This is a genomic window from Streptomyces sp. NPDC054975 (assembly GCF_053609105.1).
In genome coordinates, this window is record NZ_JBSGWV010000014.1 from 96,385 (window position 1) to 113,844 (window position 17,460).

At 72.7% G+C, this 17,460-nt stretch carries 16 protein-coding genes; 11 read left to right on the forward strand and 5 right to left on the reverse strand.

Features of this window, described 5'->3' with window-relative positions; genetic code table 11:
• Positions 1-30: 30 nt before the first annotated feature.
• Positions 31-528: a DUF3515 domain-containing protein gene (locus ACWF79_RS16095; protein ID WP_453728725.1), complete on the reverse strand. Its 498-nt coding sequence runs from the start codon at positions 526-528 to the stop codon at positions 31-33.
• A gap of 20 nt (positions 529-548) precedes the next feature.
• Entirely contained in the window at positions 549-782 is a 234-nt protein-coding gene (locus ACWF79_RS16100) for an Lrp/AsnC family transcriptional regulator (protein ID WP_028802415.1), read from the reverse strand.
• A 185-nt stretch (positions 783-967) separates the two neighbouring features.
• Here ACWF79_RS16100 and ACWF79_RS16105 point away from each other — a divergent pair, with 185 nt between their 5' ends.
• Positions 968-1,930, forward strand: coding sequence for a thiamine-phosphate kinase (locus tag ACWF79_RS16105; protein ID WP_137993136.1), 963 nt, complete (start codon positions 968-970; stop codon positions 1,928-1,930).
• Positions 1,927-2,724, forward strand: a complete 798-nt coding sequence (thiD, locus tag ACWF79_RS16110) for a bifunctional hydroxymethylpyrimidine kinase/phosphomethylpyrimidine kinase (protein WP_453728726.1) — start codon at positions 1,927-1,929, stop codon at positions 2,722-2,724. Before ACWF79_RS16105 ends, thiD begins: the two co-directional genes overlap by 4 nt.
• Before the next feature lie 162 nt (positions 2,725-2,886).
• Here thiD and rpmB read toward each other — a convergent pair whose 3' ends face one another.
• On the reverse strand, positions 2,887-3,072 hold the full coding sequence (gene rpmB, locus ACWF79_RS16115) for a 50S ribosomal protein L28 (protein WP_003957616.1): 186 nt from the start codon (positions 3,070-3,072) through the stop codon (positions 2,887-2,889).
• Between the two features lie 239 nt (positions 3,073-3,311).
• Here rpmB and ACWF79_RS16120 point away from each other — a divergent pair, with 239 nt between their 5' ends.
• Complete coding sequence (locus tag ACWF79_RS16120) at positions 3,312-4,892, forward strand: DAK2 domain-containing protein (protein ID WP_453728727.1); 1,581 nt, start codon at positions 3,312-3,314, stop codon at positions 4,890-4,892.
• Between the two features lie 237 nt (positions 4,893-5,129).
• Here the strand turns inward: ACWF79_RS16120 and ACWF79_RS16125 are convergent, their stop codons facing one another.
• Both ACWF79_RS16125 and ACWF79_RS16130 read right to left on the reverse strand, forming a co-directional pair.
• The gene (locus ACWF79_RS16125; RefSeq protein ID WP_453728728.1) at positions 5,130-7,952 is read right to left on the reverse strand and encodes a tetratricopeptide repeat protein; all 2,823 of its coding nucleotides are present in this window, start codon (positions 7,950-7,952) and stop codon (positions 5,130-5,132) included.
• Entirely contained in the window at positions 7,949-9,760 is a 1,812-nt protein-coding gene (locus ACWF79_RS16130; protein ID WP_453728729.1) for an HSP90 family protein, read from the reverse strand. The genes ACWF79_RS16125 and ACWF79_RS16130 overlap by 4 nt, the downstream gene beginning before the upstream one ends.
• A 165-nt stretch (positions 9,761-9,925) precedes the next feature.
• On the opposite strand from ACWF79_RS16130, the gene recG reads away from it, so the two are divergent.
• The 8 genes from recG (at position 9,926) to mutM (ending at position 17,438) form a co-directional block, all read left to right on the forward strand.
• Complete coding sequence (gene recG / locus ACWF79_RS16135; protein ID WP_453728730.1) at positions 9,926-12,145, forward strand: ATP-dependent DNA helicase RecG; 2,220 nt, start codon at positions 9,926-9,928, stop codon at positions 12,143-12,145.
• A 22-nt stretch (positions 12,146-12,167) separates the two neighbouring features.
• Positions 12,168-12,803, forward strand: a complete 636-nt coding sequence (gene rsmD / locus ACWF79_RS16140; protein ID WP_453728757.1) for a 16S rRNA (guanine(966)-N(2))-methyltransferase RsmD — start codon at positions 12,168-12,170, stop codon at positions 12,801-12,803.
• A 26-nt stretch (positions 12,804-12,829) separates the two neighbouring features.
• Positions 12,830-13,321, forward strand: coding sequence for a pantetheine-phosphate adenylyltransferase (coaD, locus tag ACWF79_RS16145; protein ID WP_453728758.1), 492 nt, complete (start codon positions 12,830-12,832; stop codon positions 13,319-13,321).
• Positions 13,322-13,431: 110 nt separating this feature from the next.
• Positions 13,432-14,463 carry an ATP synthase F0 subunit B gene (locus ACWF79_RS16150; RefSeq protein ID WP_453728731.1) on the forward strand — a complete coding sequence of 344 codons (1,032 nt, stop codon included), beginning with the start codon at positions 13,432-13,434 and terminating at the stop codon, positions 14,461-14,463.
• Positions 14,464-14,644: 181 nt separating this feature from the next.
• Positions 14,645-15,250 (forward strand): YceD family protein, encoded by a 606-nt coding sequence (locus ACWF79_RS16155; RefSeq protein ID WP_453728732.1) that lies wholly within the window; start codon positions 14,645-14,647, stop codon positions 15,248-15,250.
• 2 nt (positions 15,251-15,252) lie between these two features.
• Positions 15,253-15,426 carry a 50S ribosomal protein L32 gene (gene rpmF / locus ACWF79_RS16160; protein WP_030496967.1) on the forward strand — a complete coding sequence of 58 codons (174 nt, stop codon included), beginning with the start codon at positions 15,253-15,255 and terminating at the stop codon, positions 15,424-15,426.
• 19 nt (positions 15,427-15,445) lie between these two features.
• Positions 15,446-16,282: a ribonuclease III gene (rnc, locus tag ACWF79_RS16165; RefSeq protein WP_453728733.1), complete on the forward strand. Its 837-nt coding sequence runs from the start codon at positions 15,446-15,448 to the stop codon at positions 16,280-16,282.
• A 295-nt stretch (positions 16,283-16,577) separates the two neighbouring features.
• Positions 16,578-17,438: a bifunctional DNA-formamidopyrimidine glycosylase/DNA-(apurinic or apyrimidinic site) lyase gene (mutM, locus tag ACWF79_RS16170; protein WP_453728734.1), complete on the forward strand. Its 861-nt coding sequence runs from the start codon at positions 16,578-16,580 to the stop codon at positions 17,436-17,438.
• Positions 17,439-17,460 lie beyond the last annotated feature (22 nt).

Genomic DNA, 17,460 nt, shown 5'->3' on the forward strand with positions numbered 1-17,460 from the left:
GGCGAGCCGGGGCTCCCAGGAGGCGACTCCTTACGAGCACTCCGGCTCGAGCGCGCACGGAACGGCCTTCTGCACGGGGGCGGCGAGATCCACGAGCGGACCGGCGTCATGGACGTACTGCTCGGCCAGGCTCACCTCGACGTACGTCTCGCGGTACACCGAGGTGAACCGGGGTCCGTCGCCCTCCGGCTGCTCCAGCATCCAGCGCACGCCGGCCACCACGAGGCCCTGGGACTGCGGATCGCTCATCTTTTCGGGCCGGGTGACTCCGCAGCGCAGTACGATCGCCCCGTCCCCCCACCCGGCGGTCAGGTCGGAATCCGGCTCCGGATCGTTCCGCTCCTGCCCCGCCACGGTGTCGGGAAGCTCCTTCGCCAGAGCCTGGCAGAGGGCCGCTTCCCCCACCGGCGGGCTGGGAACCGGGACCGAGGCCTTGGCGTCCGTGGAGGAACAGCCCGCGGCGGTCAGCATCACCAGGACGGATGCGACGGTGGCGGGCAGGCCGAAGGGCCGGTGGGAAGACTTCACCGGCCAAGGGTAGACGGGGGCTACAGATGCACGACCGGGCAGGTGAGGGTCCGCGTGATGCCGTCCACTTGCTGGACCTTGGCGACCACCATGCGGCCCAGTTCGTCGACCGTGTCGGCCTGGGCGCGGACGATGACGTCGTAGGGGCCCGTCACGTCTTCCGCCTGGATCACTCCCGGGATCTTGGAGATGGTCTCGGCGACGGTCGACGCCTTGCCCACCTCGGTCTGGATGAGGATGTACGCCTGTACCACGGAACCTCCAGGGCGGCCACGAGGATCTTGTGGGAGAAAGGGACGCCACGGTACCGCGTCGCCGCGGGCCGCGGGGAGACCTGCGCGCCCCGAGGCGCCCACAGTGTGGCGTACGCAAGACAACAGTTGACGGACATTCGACGGTCCAATCGACGTTACCGCACGACAACACGAGGTGAGACGCGGTGAAGGGCACAGTAGGAGAGCTGGGGGAATTCGGGCTCATCAGGGAGCTCACCTCCCGGCTCACCTCCACCCCGGCGGTACGGATCGGACCCGGCGACGACGCCGCGGTCGTCTCCGCGCCCGACCGGCGCGTGGTGGCCAGTACGGACATCCTCCTCGAAGGGCGTCACTTCCGCCGCGACTGGTCGACGGCGTACGACGTCGGTCGCAAGGCCGCCGCGCAGAACCTGGCCGACATCGCCGCGATGGGCGCCGTCCCCACCGCGCTCCTCCTCGGCCTGGTCGTCCCCGCCGAACTCCCGGTCACCTGGCCGACCGAGCTCATGGACGGCCTGCGGGACGAGTGCCAGGTCGCGGGCGCGGCCGTCGTCGGCGGCGACGTCGTGCGCGGCGACACCATCACCGTCGCCATCACCGCCCTCGGCGACCTGCGCAACCACGACCCGGTCACCAGGGGCGGCGCCCAGCCCGGCGACGTCGTCGCGTACACCGGCTGGCTCGGCTGGTCCGCCGCCGGTTACGCCGTACTGTCCCGCGGCTTCCGTTCGCCGCGCGCCTTCGTCGAGGCGCACCGCCGGCCCGAGCCTCCGTACCACGCGGGCCCGGCGGCAGCGGGGCTCGGCGCCACCGCCATGTGCGACGTCAGCGACGGACTCATCGCCGACCTCGGGCACATCGCGGAGGCCAGCAAGGTCCGGATCGACCTGCGCTCGGGGCTCATCGACATCCCGACCCAGATGAACGACATCGGCCAGGCGGTCGGCGTGGACCCGCTGCAGTGGGTGCTCACCGGCGGCGAGGACCACGCCATCGTCGCCACCTTCCCGCCGGACGTGAAGCTCCCGGCCCGCTGGAAGGTCATCGGCGAGGTCCTCAACCCCTCCGCGCTGCCGCAGGTGACCGTGGACGGGGCGCCCTGGCACACCAAGGGCGGCTGGGACCACTTCGGAGGCCACGAGTGAACCGCCCGCCCCTGCCCCTCGTCCTGACCGTCGCCGGATCCGACTCCGGCGGCGGCGCGGGCATCCAGGCCGACCTGAAGACGATGCTCGCGCTCGGCGTCCACGGCATGAGCGTGATCACCGCCGTCACCGCGCAGAACTCGCTGGGCGTACGCGGCGCCTGGGAGCTGCCGGAGGAGGCGGTACGGGCCCAGTACCGCGCCGTCGTCGACGACATCGGCGTCCAGGCCGTGAAGACCGGCATGCTCTCCTCCGCCGCGCTCGTGGAGACGGTCGCCGAACTTCTCGCGGGCACGGACGCGCCCGTGGTCGTGGACCCGGTCGGCGTCTCCAAGCACGGCGACCCGCTGCTCGCGGCCTCGGCCCTCGACTCCGTACGGACGAAGCTGCTGCCGGTCGCCACGGTGGCCACGCCCAACCTGGACGAGGTGGCGCAGCTCACGGGCGTACGGGTCGCCTCGGAGGCGGATCTGCGGGAGGCGGCGGCGGCGATCCTGTCGTACGGGCCGCGCTGGGCGCTGATCAAGGGCGGGCATCTGGAAGGCGAAGCCGTCGATCTGCTCACCGACGGCACCGAGGAGGTGTGGCTGCGCGCCCCGCGCTTCGACAACCGCCACACGCACGGCACGGGCTGCACGCTCGCCTCGGCGGTGGCCTCGGGCCTCGCGAAGGGGCTGGCCGTGCCGGAGGCGGTGCGGGAGGCGAAGGAGTACGTGACGGGGGCGATCGCGGCCGGCTTCGCGCTCGGCGCGGGGATCGGCCCGGTCGACCACGGCTGGCGCCTGCGCGGCTAGGCCCTGGGCGGCCAGACCTGCGGGGCTAGGTCCCGGACGGCCAGGTCCGGGGCGGCTTTTGCCTCCGGGGATCGCTTCCGGGCATGGCGAAGGGCCGGTTCACCGAGGTGAACCGGCCCTTCAAGGCAACCGCAGGGGCTGCGCTACGACGAAACGTCGGCGTTAGCGCGAGACCTTGCCGGCCTTGATGCACGAGGTGCAGACGTTGAGCCGCTTCGGCGTCCGACCGACCACGGCACGCACACGCTGGATGTTCGGGTTCCAGCGACGAGACGTACGGCGGTGCGAGTGCGAAATGTTGTTGCCGAAGCCCGGCCCCTTGCCGCAGACGTCGCAGTTGGCAGCCACGGGTCACTCCAAAGACTTCAGATTTACAGTGAAATCCGGCGCACCGGAATCAGAGTTCTGAAGTGGCTTGCCGGAGGAATGGCCCGACTCTCGCCGGGCAACCGAAGCAGCATACAACGGCTGCTCCCGTAGAACGAAACTACCACGGTCACCGCCGCCCCCGCCCCGGCCCCAGGTCACGAGCGGGTCTACCCTGCGGTGAGCTCACCCCAGACGCCGTCCGGCAGGAGGACCACCCGTTGCCCCAAGCCCCGCAGACCCTCGACGCCGCAGCGGTCCGGTCCTGGTGCGTACGGGCGCTGGAGGCGCTCGGCCGGGAGCGGGAGGAGATCGACGCGATCAACGTCTATCCGATCGCCGACGGGGACACCGGCACCAACCTGTATCTGACGGTCGAGTCCGCCGCCCAGGCGGTCGAGGCGGTCTTCGCGGCGGACGACCCCGACGCGGCGGACGCCGTACGGGCCATGGCCCACGGCGCCCTGATCGGGGCCCGGGGCAACTCCGGGACGATCCTCTCGCAGCTGCTGCGAGGCATGGCCTCCGTGCTCGCGGACGGGCGTGACGGGGATCACCTGGCCCGCGCGCTCGCCGCGGCGGCCCGCGCGGCCCGGGAGGCGGTGGCGCACCCGGTCGAGGGCACGATCCTGACCGTCGCGAGCGCGGCGGCCGGCGCCTGCGAGGGCGGCGGGAGCCTGGTGACGGTGGCCAGAGGGGCCTACGAGGGGGCCAGGACGGCCTTGGAGGCCACCCCGGCCCAACTGGCCGTACTTGAGCGCGCCGGGGTCGTGGACGCGGGTGGACGGGGCCTGGTGGCCGTCCTGGGCGCGTTGGTGGAGGTCCTGTCGGGCGAGGCGCAGGTGCGGCCGCCCGCCGCGTCCGTGCCCCTGCGCTCGGTCGAGGACTGCGCCCCCGAGGACGGGCCGGCCTTCGAGGTGATCTACCTCCTGGAGGCGGAGGACGCCGCCGTGGAGCGGCTGCGCGCCCGGCTGGACGCGCTCGGCGACTCCCTGGTCGTCGTCGGCGGCGACGGGCTGTGGAACGTCCACGTCCACGTCGACGACGCGGGCGCGGCGGTCGAGGCGGGCGTGGAGGCGGGGCGCCCGCACCGGATCCGCATCACGCACTTCGCGGGCGTCCCGGAGGTACGGGAGCGGCTGCAGCGGGCCGTCGTGGCGGTCGTACCGGGGGAGGGGCTCGCGGGCCTCTGCACGGAGGCGGGCGCGACGACCGTGCTGGCCAGGCCGGGGGAGCCGCCGGCCAGCGGGGAGCTCGTCGACGCGATCCGGCGGGCCCACGCGCGCGAGGTCGTGCTGTTGCCCAACGACACCGACCTGCGGCACACGGCGGGCGCGGCGGCCGAGCAGGCCCGCGCGGAGGGCATCCGGGTCGCCCTGATCCCGACCCGGGCGGCGGTCCAGGGCATCGCGGCCCTCGCGGTCCACGAGGCGGACCGGCGCTTCGACGAGGACGTGGTGGCCATGACGGCGGCGGCGGGGGCGACCCGGTACGCCGAACTGGCCGTCGCCGAACGCCAGTCCTTCACGTCGGCCGGCGTCTGCCAGGCCGGTGACGTCCTCGGCCTGATCGAGGGCGACGTCGCGGTCATCGGCCAGGACCTGACGACGACGGCCCGCACGGTCCTGGACCGGATGCTGTCGGCGGGCGGCGAGCTGGTGACCCTGATCGTCTCGGACGAGACCCCAGCGCCGCTGGCCGCCGCCCTGGAACGGCACGTCCGCGAGACGTACCTGGCGGTCGACACCGCGACGTACAACGCGGGCGCAGGCGCACCGCCGCTGCTGATCGGCGTGGAGTAACCCCACGCCCGAAGCCCGGCCACGTGCCCGTCCGGGCGGGGCACCGCTGGGGGGAACTCGCCCGCGCACTGGGCCGCCGGTCACGAACCGACGCGCTCCGGAACGGCCTCCGCCTCCGCCGGCGCGCCGCCGCTGCTGATCGGCGTGGAGTAAACCCCACGCCCGAAGCCCGGCCCGAGACCTGCCCCTCCGGGCGGGGCACCGCCGGGGGAACTCGCCCGCGCCTCGGCCCGCCCGTCACGAACCGACGCGCTCCAGAACGGCCTCCGCCTCCGCTCGCCGTTCCGCCGCCTCCCCCTCCGAGGACGAGCCGTACTCCGCGAGCACCCCGCGCGCCAGCGCGCCTGCCGCCGTTCCATCCTCCAGGCGGACGTGGAGCCACGCCGCGAGCAGCTCCGCCGCGGTCCGCCGGTCGCGGAACTCCGGGCCGGCCGAGTCGAAGTCGGCCGCCGCGCGCGCGGCGTACGACAACGCGCCCTCCAGGTCGTCGGAGTCCGCGAGCAGCTCGGCCGCCTGCGCGAACGTGTCGCCCCGCGCCACCACGTCGTCCCCGCACGCCTCCGCCGCCGCGTCCATGAGCTCCCGCCCGCCCCCGTCCGCGCCGGAGATCCAGGCCCGCACCCGCAGGGTCCTGACGTACGCGGCCATGTCGCCCAGCTCGCGCCAGAGCTCGCCCGCCCGCTCGTACGCCGCCGCGGCCTGAGGCCGCAGCTCCGCCTGGAGCAGCGCCTGTCCCGCGAGGTTCGCGAGCATCGCGTGGTCCCGCTGCTCCGGCCACTCCTTCGCCAGCTCCGCCGCCCGCAGCCACCGCTCCGCCGCCGAGCGGGGCTCGTTCAGCGCCACCAGGCACTCGCCGAGCCACCACAGCGTCTGGACGACCATCCCGTCGCCGTGCTCCTCCACGGACAGGTCCGGCAGCACGGACTCCAGAATCGCCGCCGCCTCCTCGATCCGGGACTCCCGCAGCAGCCAACCGCCCAGTTGGTGCCGGGCGTACGCGCCGCTGCCCCGGCTCTCGCCGGCCTCGTCGGCCCAGTGCGCCGCTTCGAGCGCGTGCGCCGCCGCCTCGCCGAAACGGCCCACCGCGCCGAGGACTTCGGCGAGCTGGAGCCGGAGCCGGGCCTGCCCGGAGGGCCCGGCGTGCTCGGCCCCGTGGTCCAGGGCCGCGCGGGCCGCGCCCTCGGCGGTGTCCAGGTCGCCGATGTGCAGGGCGGCCCGCGAGAGCCGGGCCTCGGCCTCGGCGGCGTACCAGGGCAACCCGGCCCCGTGCCACAGCTCGGCGGCGTACGCGTACTGCCGTACGGCCTCCTCGGCGTCCCCCGCGTGCGCCGCCAGATCCCCGCGTACGGCCTCCGCCTCGGCGACCCGGTCCGCGATCAGCGGATCGTCACCGTACGGCGCGGCGAACGCGAACAGGGCGTCGAGAGCCGCCACGAGCGCCTCGGGCTCCGCGCCCTCCTCCTCGTGCAGCCGCAGCAGCGCCATCCGTACACGGCCCAGCAGCGCGCCGGCCGTCTGCCGGGGGGTCGCCGCGCCCTCGGCGTGGAGGGCGAGGAGACCGCTGATCGCCTCCTCGACGGCCTCCGTCGCCTCCGCCACGCGCCCGTCGAGAGCCATCGCGTACGCGGCCCGCGCGCGGGCGGCCCGCGCCTCGCCCGGGTCGCCCGCCGCCTCGTAGCCCTCCGCCGCGCGCAGGAACAGCCGGACCGACTCCGCCGGGCCCTCGTCCATCGACATGGCCCGGTGGTCGTCCAGTTCGGCCCGGCCGAGCGCGTCCAGTTCCAGGGTCCCTGCCGCCACCGCCGACGCGACCGCCTGCCACGCCTCGCGCGCGGCCGGGTTCCGCCCCGCCGAGAGGCGTCGCGCCTTGGCCGGCAGGTCGCGCGGTTCCACCGCGGGCTCCGGCGCACGCACCGGTACGGGCACGGGAGCCGCCACGGGTCCCGCCGCCCGTACCCCCAGCGGCAGCCGGTCGAGGAGCGGCGCCGCGTCCATCCGGGCCCGCGCCCGCTCGCTCACCCGCCCCGTGCCGTTGCGCTCGTCGAAGCGCCGCGCGATCGCCAGCGCCTCCACGCGCGCGTGGGCGCCCAGTTCGGCGGCCGTCCACGGCGCGCCCGTCGTCCTCGCGGGACCGGGGACCGACTGCCCGCCGAGGCCCAGCGCCACCAGCCGGTCCATGAGCAGCGCCGTCACGGACAGGAAGTCCAGCAGGCTGTCCGGGGCGCCGCTGTCGGTGAGGTACGCCGGCCGCTCCGCCAGGATCTCCAGGCCCCGCGCCTCGTTCCCGGTCAGCGCGCAGAACTCGATGTGGTCCGCCACCGCGCCGCGCATGCTCTCCATCGGCCGCACCAGGCGGTAGCCCCGCAGATGGTTCACCCGCGCCTCGTCGGCCCGGCCGAGCCGCACCAGCGGCAGCAGCGATGAGGCGAGGACCGCGTGCGGTTCGTGCGCGCAGGTGTGCTCGCCGGACAGCACCGGCTCCCAGGTCCGCAGCGCCTGCTCGTCGTCGCCGAGCTCCGCCGACCACCCGCCCTGCCCGTGCAGCTCGCACGCGTGGCAGTCGGCCATCCGGTCCCGGTCGGCCGCCAGCCACGCCGCGTACGCCCGCTCCGCCCGCGCCAGGTCGCCGATGTGCCGCGCCACCCGGAACTCGCTCTGGCGCACGGCCCGTTCGGAGTGGCCCGCGAGCCGGTAGCGGTGCTCCATCTCGCCGAGCCACTTCTCGATCGACGCCAGCGGGATGTGCGGCTGGTCGAGCATGCCGCTGGAGACCCACTTGAAGACCCAGTGCAGGGTGTGCGTCTCGTACGCGTCGAAGTCGCCCGGGTTGTCGTCCCACATCCGCAGCAGCCGCGAGAAGGGCACGAACATCTTCGCCTTCTCGGAGCTGTAGTTGTACGCCTGGAGCTGGTGTCCGAGCGCCTCGATGACGGCCAGCGGCTCGCCGAGCTGCTCGGCCTCCAGCAGCAGCCGCTCGGCGCAGGCGTTGCGTGCCGGCCCCTCCGGCTGCCGCGCGTTCTCCCGCAGGGCCTCGCGCAGGGCCTCGAAGGTCAGGGTCATGCCTCGTTCTCCCCGTGGTGCGTGGCCCAGGCGAGCAGCCCCGCGAAGGCCCGGTTGAGCAGCGCCGAGTCGGCCGGCCGCAGCGGCCGCTGCGCCATCAGCAGCGCCTGCCCGTACAGCGCCTCGACGGCCGTCCCCGCCAGTTCCTGGTCGTCGAGCGAACCGATCCGGCGGATCACCGGATTCAGGTGGTTGAGGACCAGCCGGGCCCTCGGCGCGCTGCCGCGCAACGAGCCGAGGATCCCGGCCCACAGGTCGTCCGCCTGCCCCTCGGCCTCCGCCCGGGCCTGTTCGTGACGGGCCGCCCGGTCGTCCAGGTGCAGCGCGGGCACGGTCAGCGGATGGAAGGAGCGCAGCGACACGTCGCACCCCAGAGGGTCCAGAGTCGCGCGCGCCACCGACAGGAAGGCCGAGAGGGCCAGCTCCTGCGCCGGGTCGACGGAGTCGAGATGGGCCGTGACGGTGTCGGCGTCCAGCTCGGTGACGGCCGTGCCCGGACGGGCCGCGGGGAGGCGTTCGACCAGCTCGGTGTCGTACGTGTAGCCGCCGTTGACCACACCGATGCCCTGCGCGGTCGCGATCGCGGCGACCTGCCGGTACTCCTCGACGGTACGGGTGTAGTGCACGACCGGGTGACGGCGGGCGAACTCCTCCAGCGAGAGCCTGCCGTCCGTCGTCTCGAACGGCAGCCACGGCAGCATCGTCCGCAGCATCTCGCCGTCGTGCCGGGCCAGCGACTTCACCCCGAGGTGGTGGACGGCCAGGAACTCCTCCAGACGTTCAGGGTCGCCCGCGGCCAGCCCGCCGAGCCAGTCCCGTACGGCCGCGCCCAGCGCGTCCCGTACGCCCGCCAGCGTCTCGTCCTCGTACAGCGCCTCGCGCGAGGCCGTCGGCCGCAGGCAGTCCGTGTCGAGGACACAGCGCACGAAGAACGCCCAGTCGGGCAGCAGCCCGTCCGCCCGCTCCGTGAGCAGCATGCCCTTCAGGTGCACCCGGTGCCCGGCGCGCTGGGCCGGGCTGACGGCGGAGGGCAGCACGTACGCCACGCCCCGGATCCCGGCCAGCGGCAGGTCCAGGTCGATCGAGTCGAGCGGGGTGAAACCGAAGGTCTCCTGGCAGTGACCGGCCAGCGCGACCCGCCGGGCGGACGGGCTCGGATAGGCCCGGTCCCACGGCGCCGGAAGGTCGGTGACCGGCTGGTCCCCGACCCGTACTTCGTACGGGAGGAGGGAGCCGTACGCGCGGGCCAGCCCGAGGACCCGCTCCTCGGCCAGCCACTCCCCGGAGCCGGGGCGCGCGGTGAGGTGGACGGTGGTGCCCGGCTCCGGACGCGCGCTGTCCGGGAGCGTACGGACGGTGTACGAACCGTCGTCGCGTGCGGTCCACTCGACCGGCGGTTCGGCGGGCGTCCGGGCGCTGCGGCTGACCACCCGGATCTCGGCGGCGACGACGAAGCAGGCGAGCAGGCCGATGCCGAACTGGCCGAGGAACTCGGCCCGCGCGCTCGCGATCCCGGCGGCGTCGGCCCGCTTCGAACTGCGGCCGATCGTGGCCAGCAGACTGTGCACGTCCCGTTCGGTCAGACCGATGCCGGTGTCCTCGACGCGCAGGACGGCGCCGTCCGCGTACAACTGGACGCGCGCGGGGGCGTCCGGCTGCTCGGCACGGCGCGCGGTGATCGCGTCCACGCCGTTCTGCAGCAGTTCGCGCAGATAGACCCGCGGGCTCGAATAGAGGTGGTGGGAGAGGAGATCCACGAGTCCGCGCAGATCGACCTGGAAGGTGTGCGGTGTCTGATCAGCAGTCATCGTCGCTGCGCCGGTGGGGGGACGAGCGACGGCGCGGGTCGGGCGATCCCGGCGGGCGGTGATCGCGGAGCGGGGAGGGTGCCGCGTCATCCTAGGGGCCACGGCGCCGACGTGAACAGGAGTTTTCCACAGCCTGCGAGACGGGTGTCAGTGCGGTGGTGTGCAATGGAACGCGTGCCAGTGCTCGACGAACCCCTCAAGAACCTCCTCGGCGCCGCCACCGCGAAGGTGATGGCCGAGCACCTCGACCTGCGGACGGTCGGGGACCTCCTCCACCACTATCCCCGGCGGTACGCCGAGCGCGGCGAGCTCACCGCCCTCGCCGACCTGCCGCTGGACGAGCACGTCACGGTGGTCGCGCAGGTGGCCGACGCCCGCGTGCTGACGTTCAACAAGGGCGGCCGGGGCAAGGGCCAGCGCCTGGAGGTCACGATCACCGACGGCAGCGGCCGGATGCAGCTCGTCTTCTTCGGCCGGGCCGTCCACTTCCACCAGAAGGAGCTGCTGCCGGGCCGGCGCGGGATGTTCGCCGGCAAGGTCGGGGTCTTCAACCGCAAGCTCCAGCTCACCCACCCCGAGTACAAACTCCTGGACGCCGAGAGCAGCGACGAGACGGTCAAGGCGTTCGCGAACGAACTGCTGCCGATCTACCCCGCCTGCAAGCAGCTGGAGTCCTGGACCATCGAGCAGTCCGTCTCCATCGCCCTGGACTCCCTGGAGGCCACCGGCTGGGCCGGGCTCGCCGACCCGCTGCCGCCCGCCCTGCGCGAGGGCCGCGGCCTCGCCGAGCTGCCCGAGGCCCTCCAGAAGGTCCACCGGCCCCGTACGAAGGCCGACATCGAGGACGCCCGGCAGCGGCTCAAGTGGGACGAGGCCTTCGTCCTCCAGGTCGCCCTCGCCCGCCGCCGGTACGCGGACACCCAACTGCCCGCCGTGCCCCGTACCGCCACCCCCGGCGGACTCCTCGACACCTTCGACGCCACACTCCCCTTCACCCTCACCGACGGCCAGAAGAAGGTCTCCAAGGAGATCTTCGACGACCTCGCCACCGACCACCCCATGCACCGCCTCCTCCAGGGCGAGGTCGGTTCCGGCAAGACGATGGTGGCCCTGCGGGCCATGCTCGCCGTCGTCGACGCCGGGGGACAGGCCGCGATGCTCGCCCCGACGGAGGTCCTCGCCCAGCAGCACCACCGGTCGATCACCGAGATGATGGGCGAGCTCGCCATGGGAGGGATGCTCGGCGGCGCCGAGCACGCCACCAAGGTCGTGCTGCTCACCGGCTCCATGGGCACGGCGGGACGGCGGCAGGCCCTGCTCGACCTGGTCACGGGCGAGGCCGGGATCGTCATCGGCACACACGCGCTGATCGAGGACAAGGTGCAGTTCCACGACCTCGGCCTGGTCGTGGTCGACGAGCAGCACCGCTTCGGCGTGGAGCAGCGCGACGCCCTCAGGGGCAAGGGCAAGCAGCCGCCGCACCTGCTCGTCATGACCGCCACGCCGATTCCACGCACGGTCGCCATGACCGTCTTCGGCGACCTGGAGACCTCCGTCCTGGACCAGTTGCCGGCCGGACGCTCCCCGATCGCCAGCCATGTCGTCCCCGCCGCCGACAAACCGCACTTCCTCACGCGCGCGTGGGAGCGCGTGCGCGAGGAGGTGGAGAACGGCCACCAGGCGTACGTCGTCTGCCCCCGCATCGGCGACGACGAGGACGAGAAGAAGAAGCAGAAGCAGAAGGCATCCCCCGAGGACGAGGCCGAGAAGCGGCCGCCGCTCGCCGTCCTGGAGGTCGCCGAGAAGCTCCGCGCCGGCCCGCTCGCCGGCCTCCGCGTCGAGGTCCTGCACGGCCGGATGCACCCGGACGACAAGGACGACGTCATGCGCCGCTTCGCCGCAGGCGAGGTCGACGTCCTCGTGGCCACCACCGTCATCGAGGTCGGCGTGAACGTTCCCAACGCCACGGCCATGGTGATCATGGACGCCGACCGCTTCGGCGTCTCCCAGCTCCACCAGCTCCGCGGCCGCGTCGGCCGAGGCTCCGCCCCCGGCCTCTGCCTCCTCGTCACCGAGATGCCCGAGGCCAGTCCCGCCCGCCAGCGCCTCGGCGCCGTCGCCTCCACCCTCGACGGCTTCGAGCTCTCCCGGATCGACCTGGAGCAGCGCCGCGAGGGCGACGTCCTCGGCCAGGCCCAGTCCGGCGTCCGCTCCTCGCTGCGGATGCTCACCGTCATCGACGACGAGGAGGTCATCGCCGCCGCCCGCGAGGAGGCCACCGCCGTCGTCCTGGCCGACCCCGACCTCACCGACCACCCCGAGCTGCGCACCGCGCTCGACGCCCTCCTGGACAAGGAGCGGGAGGAGTTCCTGGAGAAGGGGTGACGTCACACAGCGCTCACCGGCCATATCGTGGAGGCACAGACCCGAGCACCGAAGCAACGAACAAGGACCTCCCATGACCCGCGTGATCGCCGGTACCGCCGGCGGACGCCGACTGGCCGTGCCGCCCGGCAACGGCACCCGCCCGACCTCCGACCGGGCGCGCGAGGGCCTCTTCTCCACCTGGGAGGCGCTCCTCGGCACGCTCCACAGGACCCGCGTCGCCGACCTGTACGCGGGCTCGGGCGCCGTCGGCCTGGAGGCCCTCTCCCGGGGCGCCTCCCACGCCCTTCTGGTCGAGGCCGATCCGCGCGCGGCGAAGACGGTACGGGAGAACATCCGCGCCCTCGCCCTGCCCGGCGCCGAACTGCGCACCGGCAAGGCCGAACAGATCGTCACGGGCCCGCCCCCGGCGGAGCCGTACGACCTCCTCTTCCTCGATCCCCCGTACGCCGTCTCCGACGACGATCTTCGGGAGATCCTGCTCACACTCCGCTCCGGGGGCTGGATCGCGGAGGACGCCGTCGTCACCGTGGAACGCAGCACCCGAGGCGGGGAATTCGGCTGGCCGGCCGGTTTCGAGCCATTGCGGTCCCGTCGCTACGGCGAGGGAACGTTTTGGTACGGTCGCGCCGCCTCTACGTGCGAAGACGCACGATGACCGGACCGGAGAGCGAGGGACCCAAGTTGCGCCGCGCCGTCTGTCCGGGGTCATTCGACCCCATCACCAACGGACATCTCGACATCATCGCCCGCGCCTCCAAGCTGTACGACGTCGTACACGTCGCGGTGATGATCAACCAGTCCAAGCAGGGCCTGTTCACCGTCGACGAGCGGATCGAGCTGATCCGCGAGGTCACCGCCGACTTCGGCAACGTCGAGGTCGAGTCCTTCCACGGCCTCCTGGTCGACTTCTGCAAGCAGCGCGACATCCCCGCGATCGTCAAGGGCCTGCGCGCGGTCAGCGACTTCGACTACGAGCTGCAGATGGCGCAGATGAACAACGGGCTCTCGGGCGTCGAGACCCTGTTCGTCCCCACCAACCCCACCTACAGCTTCCTGTCGTCCTCCCTGGTCAAGGAGGTCGCCGCGTGGGGCGGCGACGTCTCCCACCTGGTCCCGCCGGCCGTCCTCGGCCGGCTCACCGAGCGCCTCGCCGAGCGGCGCTCCCAGCAGTGACCCCGAGCGACCGTCCCTGACGGTCCGTCACCAGGTGTCCGGCGGGGGACGACTGCCCTTACAGTCGTCCCGTCCGTCTCCATCCAGCTGTAGAGAGTGGCGAGCACCCGGTGGACGTGCAGAAGAAGCTCGACGAGATCGTTTCCACGATCACAAACGCCCGCTCCATGCCCATGTCGGCGTCCTGCGTGGTCAACCGCGCCGAGCTGCTCGCCATGCTCGAAGAGGTGCGGGAGGCCCTGCCGGGCTCCCTGGCCCAGGCCCAGGAGCTCCTCGGCGGCCGGGAGCAGATGGTGGAGCACGCCCGCCAGGAGGCCGAGCGGATCATCTCGGCCGCCCATGCCGAGCGCGGCTCGCTGATCTCGGACACCCAGGTCGCCCGCCAGTCCCAGGACGAGGCGGACCGGATCCTCTCCGAGGCCCGCCGGGAGGCCGAGGAGATCCGCGCCGAGGCCGACGACTACGTCGACTCCAAGCTCGCCAACTTCGAGGTCGTCCTCAACAAGACCATCGGCTCCGTCGACCGCGGCCGCGAGAAGCTGCTCGGCCGCGGCCCGGGCCTGGACGAGCAGGGCTACGCCGACGAGGACGCCCCCGAGCACAGCACGGACCCGCAGACGCTGATCCACCGGGCCGACGAGTACGTCGACGCCAAGCTCGGCGCCTTCGAGGCCGTCCTCTCCAAGACCCTGGAGGCCGTCGGCCGGGGCCGGCAGAAGCTGCACGGACGCATCGCCACGGACGACCTCGGCGCGCACATGGCCGCCCAGGACGCGGCGGGCGGCTCCATCCACACCAGCGACGCGGACTACCTCGCAGGACTCGCGGAGCTGGCCGACCCCGAGCCGGTCCGGCAGCCCGTCCACCAGCAGGTCCCGCAGATCCCGGCGCAGCAGCCGGACCCGTACGGCTACCAGCAGCCGCAGCCCCAGGACCCGTACGCGTACCAGCAGCAGCCGGACCCGTACGGTTACCAGCAGCAGTACAGCTACGACCAGCAGCAGTACGGCTACGACCAGCAGCCGCAGCACCAGCCGCAGGCCGCCGCGCTCGACGAGACCAGTTTCTTCGACACGAGCATGATCGACCTGGAGCAGCTGCGGCAGTACGAGCAGGGCCACGGCCAGGGCCAGATTCACTGAGCGAGCGGGCCCGGGGGCCGATTGGGCCCTGAGCGAAGCGTCCAGTATCCTGGCTCTTCGGTCGCGCGTATGCCCGCGATCCCTGCTGCCCGCTTCGTCTCTCGATTCGAACACGGCAGCCCCCCACGAACCGAAAGCAGGAAGAGCCCTGAGCACGCGCCTTGACCACCGCAACCCCCTCGTGTTCGACACGCACGAGCTGGGGCGGCGTCCTGGTGCCCTTCAGCGGATCTCCCGCTCGGTCGAGGCCCCCACGAACCTCGGTGTCGAAGGGGTCATCGGTGTGCCGGAAGGCGCGCCCGTGGAGATCGATCTCCGTCTTGAGTCGGTCATGGAAGGGGTGCTTGTCACAGGCACCGCCCGTGCATCGGCCGAGGGGGAGTGCGTAAGGTGTCTGGAGCCCGTCGAGCTTGATCTCGACGTGGACTTCCAGGAGATGTTCTCGTACCCCGACTCCGACGACCGGGGCCGCTCCAAGGCGGCCGCGGACGACGAAGCCGAGGACGACGAGGACATGATCCCCCTCGAGGACGGCATGTTCGACCTCGAACCCCTGCTGCGTGATGCGGTGGTGCTCGCACTGCCGATGCAGCCGGTGTGCCGGGAGGACTGCGCGGGTCTGTGTTCCCAATGCGGAACCAACCTGAACGAGAACCCGGACCACCACCATGATGCCGTCGACATGCGTTGGGCGGCACTGCAAGGACTCGCCGGTTCGCTGGGAACCGATGAGAAGGACAACATGAGCGGCGCCGAAGCTGGCGTCGACGAGAAGCAGGAGAAGTAGCCGTGGCTGTTCCGAAGCGGAAGATGTCGCGCAGCAACACGCGCCACCGCCGGTCGCAGTGGAAGGCTGCGGTCCCCACCCTGGTTTCGTGTGAGCGTTGCCAGGAGCCGAAGCAGCAGCACATCGCGTGCCCGAGCTGCGGCACCTACAACAAGCGCCAGGTCCTCTCGGTCTGAGTGGCTGGTGAGAGGCGCGATGTCTGAGTCCATCAAGACGGACAATGCCTCGTCCCACACGCTTCTGGAAGGGCGGCTCGGGTATCAGCTCGAGTCCGCCCTTCTGGTGCGTGCGCTGACGCACCGCTCGTACGCGTACGAGAACGGCGGTCTGCCCACCAACGAGCGTCTGGAGTTCCTCGGGGACTCCGTGCTCGGCCTGGTGGTCACGGACACGCTGTACCGCACCCACCCCGACCTGCCCGAAGGCCAGCTGGCCAAGCTGCGGGCCGCGGTGGTCAACTCGCGTGCGCTGGCGGAGGTCGGTCGCGGCCTCGAACTCGGCTCCTTCATCCGGCTCGGCCGGGGCGAAGAGGGCACGGGTGGCCGGGACAAGGCTTCCATTCTCGCCGACACCCTTGAAGCGGTGATCGGCGCGGTCTACCTCGACCAGGGCCTCGACGCGGCCTCGGAGCTGGTCCACCGGCTCTTCGACCCGCTGATCGAGAAGTCCTCGAACCTCGGTGCGGGCCTGGACTGGAAGACCAGTCTCCAGGAGCTCACCGCGGCCGAGGGTCTGGGCGTTCCGGAGTACCTCGTCACGGAGACGGGCCCGGACCACGAGAAGACCTTCACTGCTGCCGCCCGCGTCGGTGGTGTCTCGTACGGCACCGGCACCGGCCGCAGCAAGAAGGAAGCGGAACAGCAGGCGGCGGAGTCCGCATGGCGCGCGATTCGCGCGGCGGCGGACGAGCGTGCGGCGGCGGCGAAGGCCGAGGCCGAGGCCGGCGACGCCGGTGACGCCGTTCCGGCCGCGGCCGGCGAGCAGCCGGAGACCGGCGGGGCGCCGACGCCCGCCGACGAGCCTTCCGCCTGACCCTTCGTCTTCCGACGCCCCGGTCCGGGATCCCTGAGGGGTCCCGGACCGGGGCGTTTTCGGGCGTCGGTGCCGGGACATCGCGGGCTGGTCGGGCCGGGCGTCGCGGCTGCCCGGTACCAGGACATCCTGGCTTGGTCAGGCCGGGCGTTTCGGGTGTCCGGTGGCCGGGGCGTCGCAGGTGTCCGGGCCGGGCCTTTCGGGTGTGCGCCCGGGGTCTCGGCCGGGGGCCGTTCGGGGTGGGCCCGGCGGTAGGCTTCGGGCATCGTTCCCGTACGCCTTCCGGAGGAGTCCCGTGCCCGAGTTGCCCGAGGTCGAGGTCGTACGGCGCGGTCTTGAACGCTGGGTCGACGGGCGGACCGTGGGCGACGTCGAGGTCCGCCACCCGAGGGCCGTCCGCAGGCACCTGGCCGGCGGCGCGGACTTCGCCGCCCGTCTCAAGGGCCACCGCTTCGGGACCGCCCGCCGCCGCGGCAAGTACCTCTGGATTCCGCTGGCGGACGCCGACCTGTCCGTCCTCGGTCACCTCGGGATGAGCGGCCAGCTGCTCGTGCAGCCCGAGAGCGCCCCGGACGAGAAGCACCTGCGCGTCCGCGTCCGCTTCCAGGACGGGCTCGGCACCGAGCTGCGCTTCGTCGACCAGCGCACCTTCGGCGGCCTCTCGCTCCACGACAACACGCCGGACGGCCTCCCCGACGTCATCGCGCACATCGCCCGCGACCCGCTGGACCCGGAATTCGACGACCTCGTCTTCCAGGCCGCCCTGCGCCTGCGCCGTACGACGATCAAGCGGGCGCTGCTCGACCAGACGCTCATCAGCGGAGTCGGCAACATCTACGCGGACGAGGCGCTCTGGCGCGCCAGGCTGCACTACGACCGCCCGACCGCCGGGCTCACCCGCCCTCGCTCGGCCGAGCTGCTCCAGCACATCCGGGACGTCATGAACGAGGCCCTCGCCGCGGGCGGGACCAGCTTCGACAGCCTGTACGTGAACGTGAACGGCGAGTCGGGCTACTTCGACCGCTCGCTGGACGCCTACGGGCGCGAGGACGAGCCGTGCCGCCGCTGCGGGACCTTGATGCGACGGCGGCCCTGGATGAACCGGTCGAGCTACTTCTGCCCGCGCTGCCAGCGCCCGCCCCGCGCTACGGCCTGACCACCTCGCGGGCCGTCGTCAC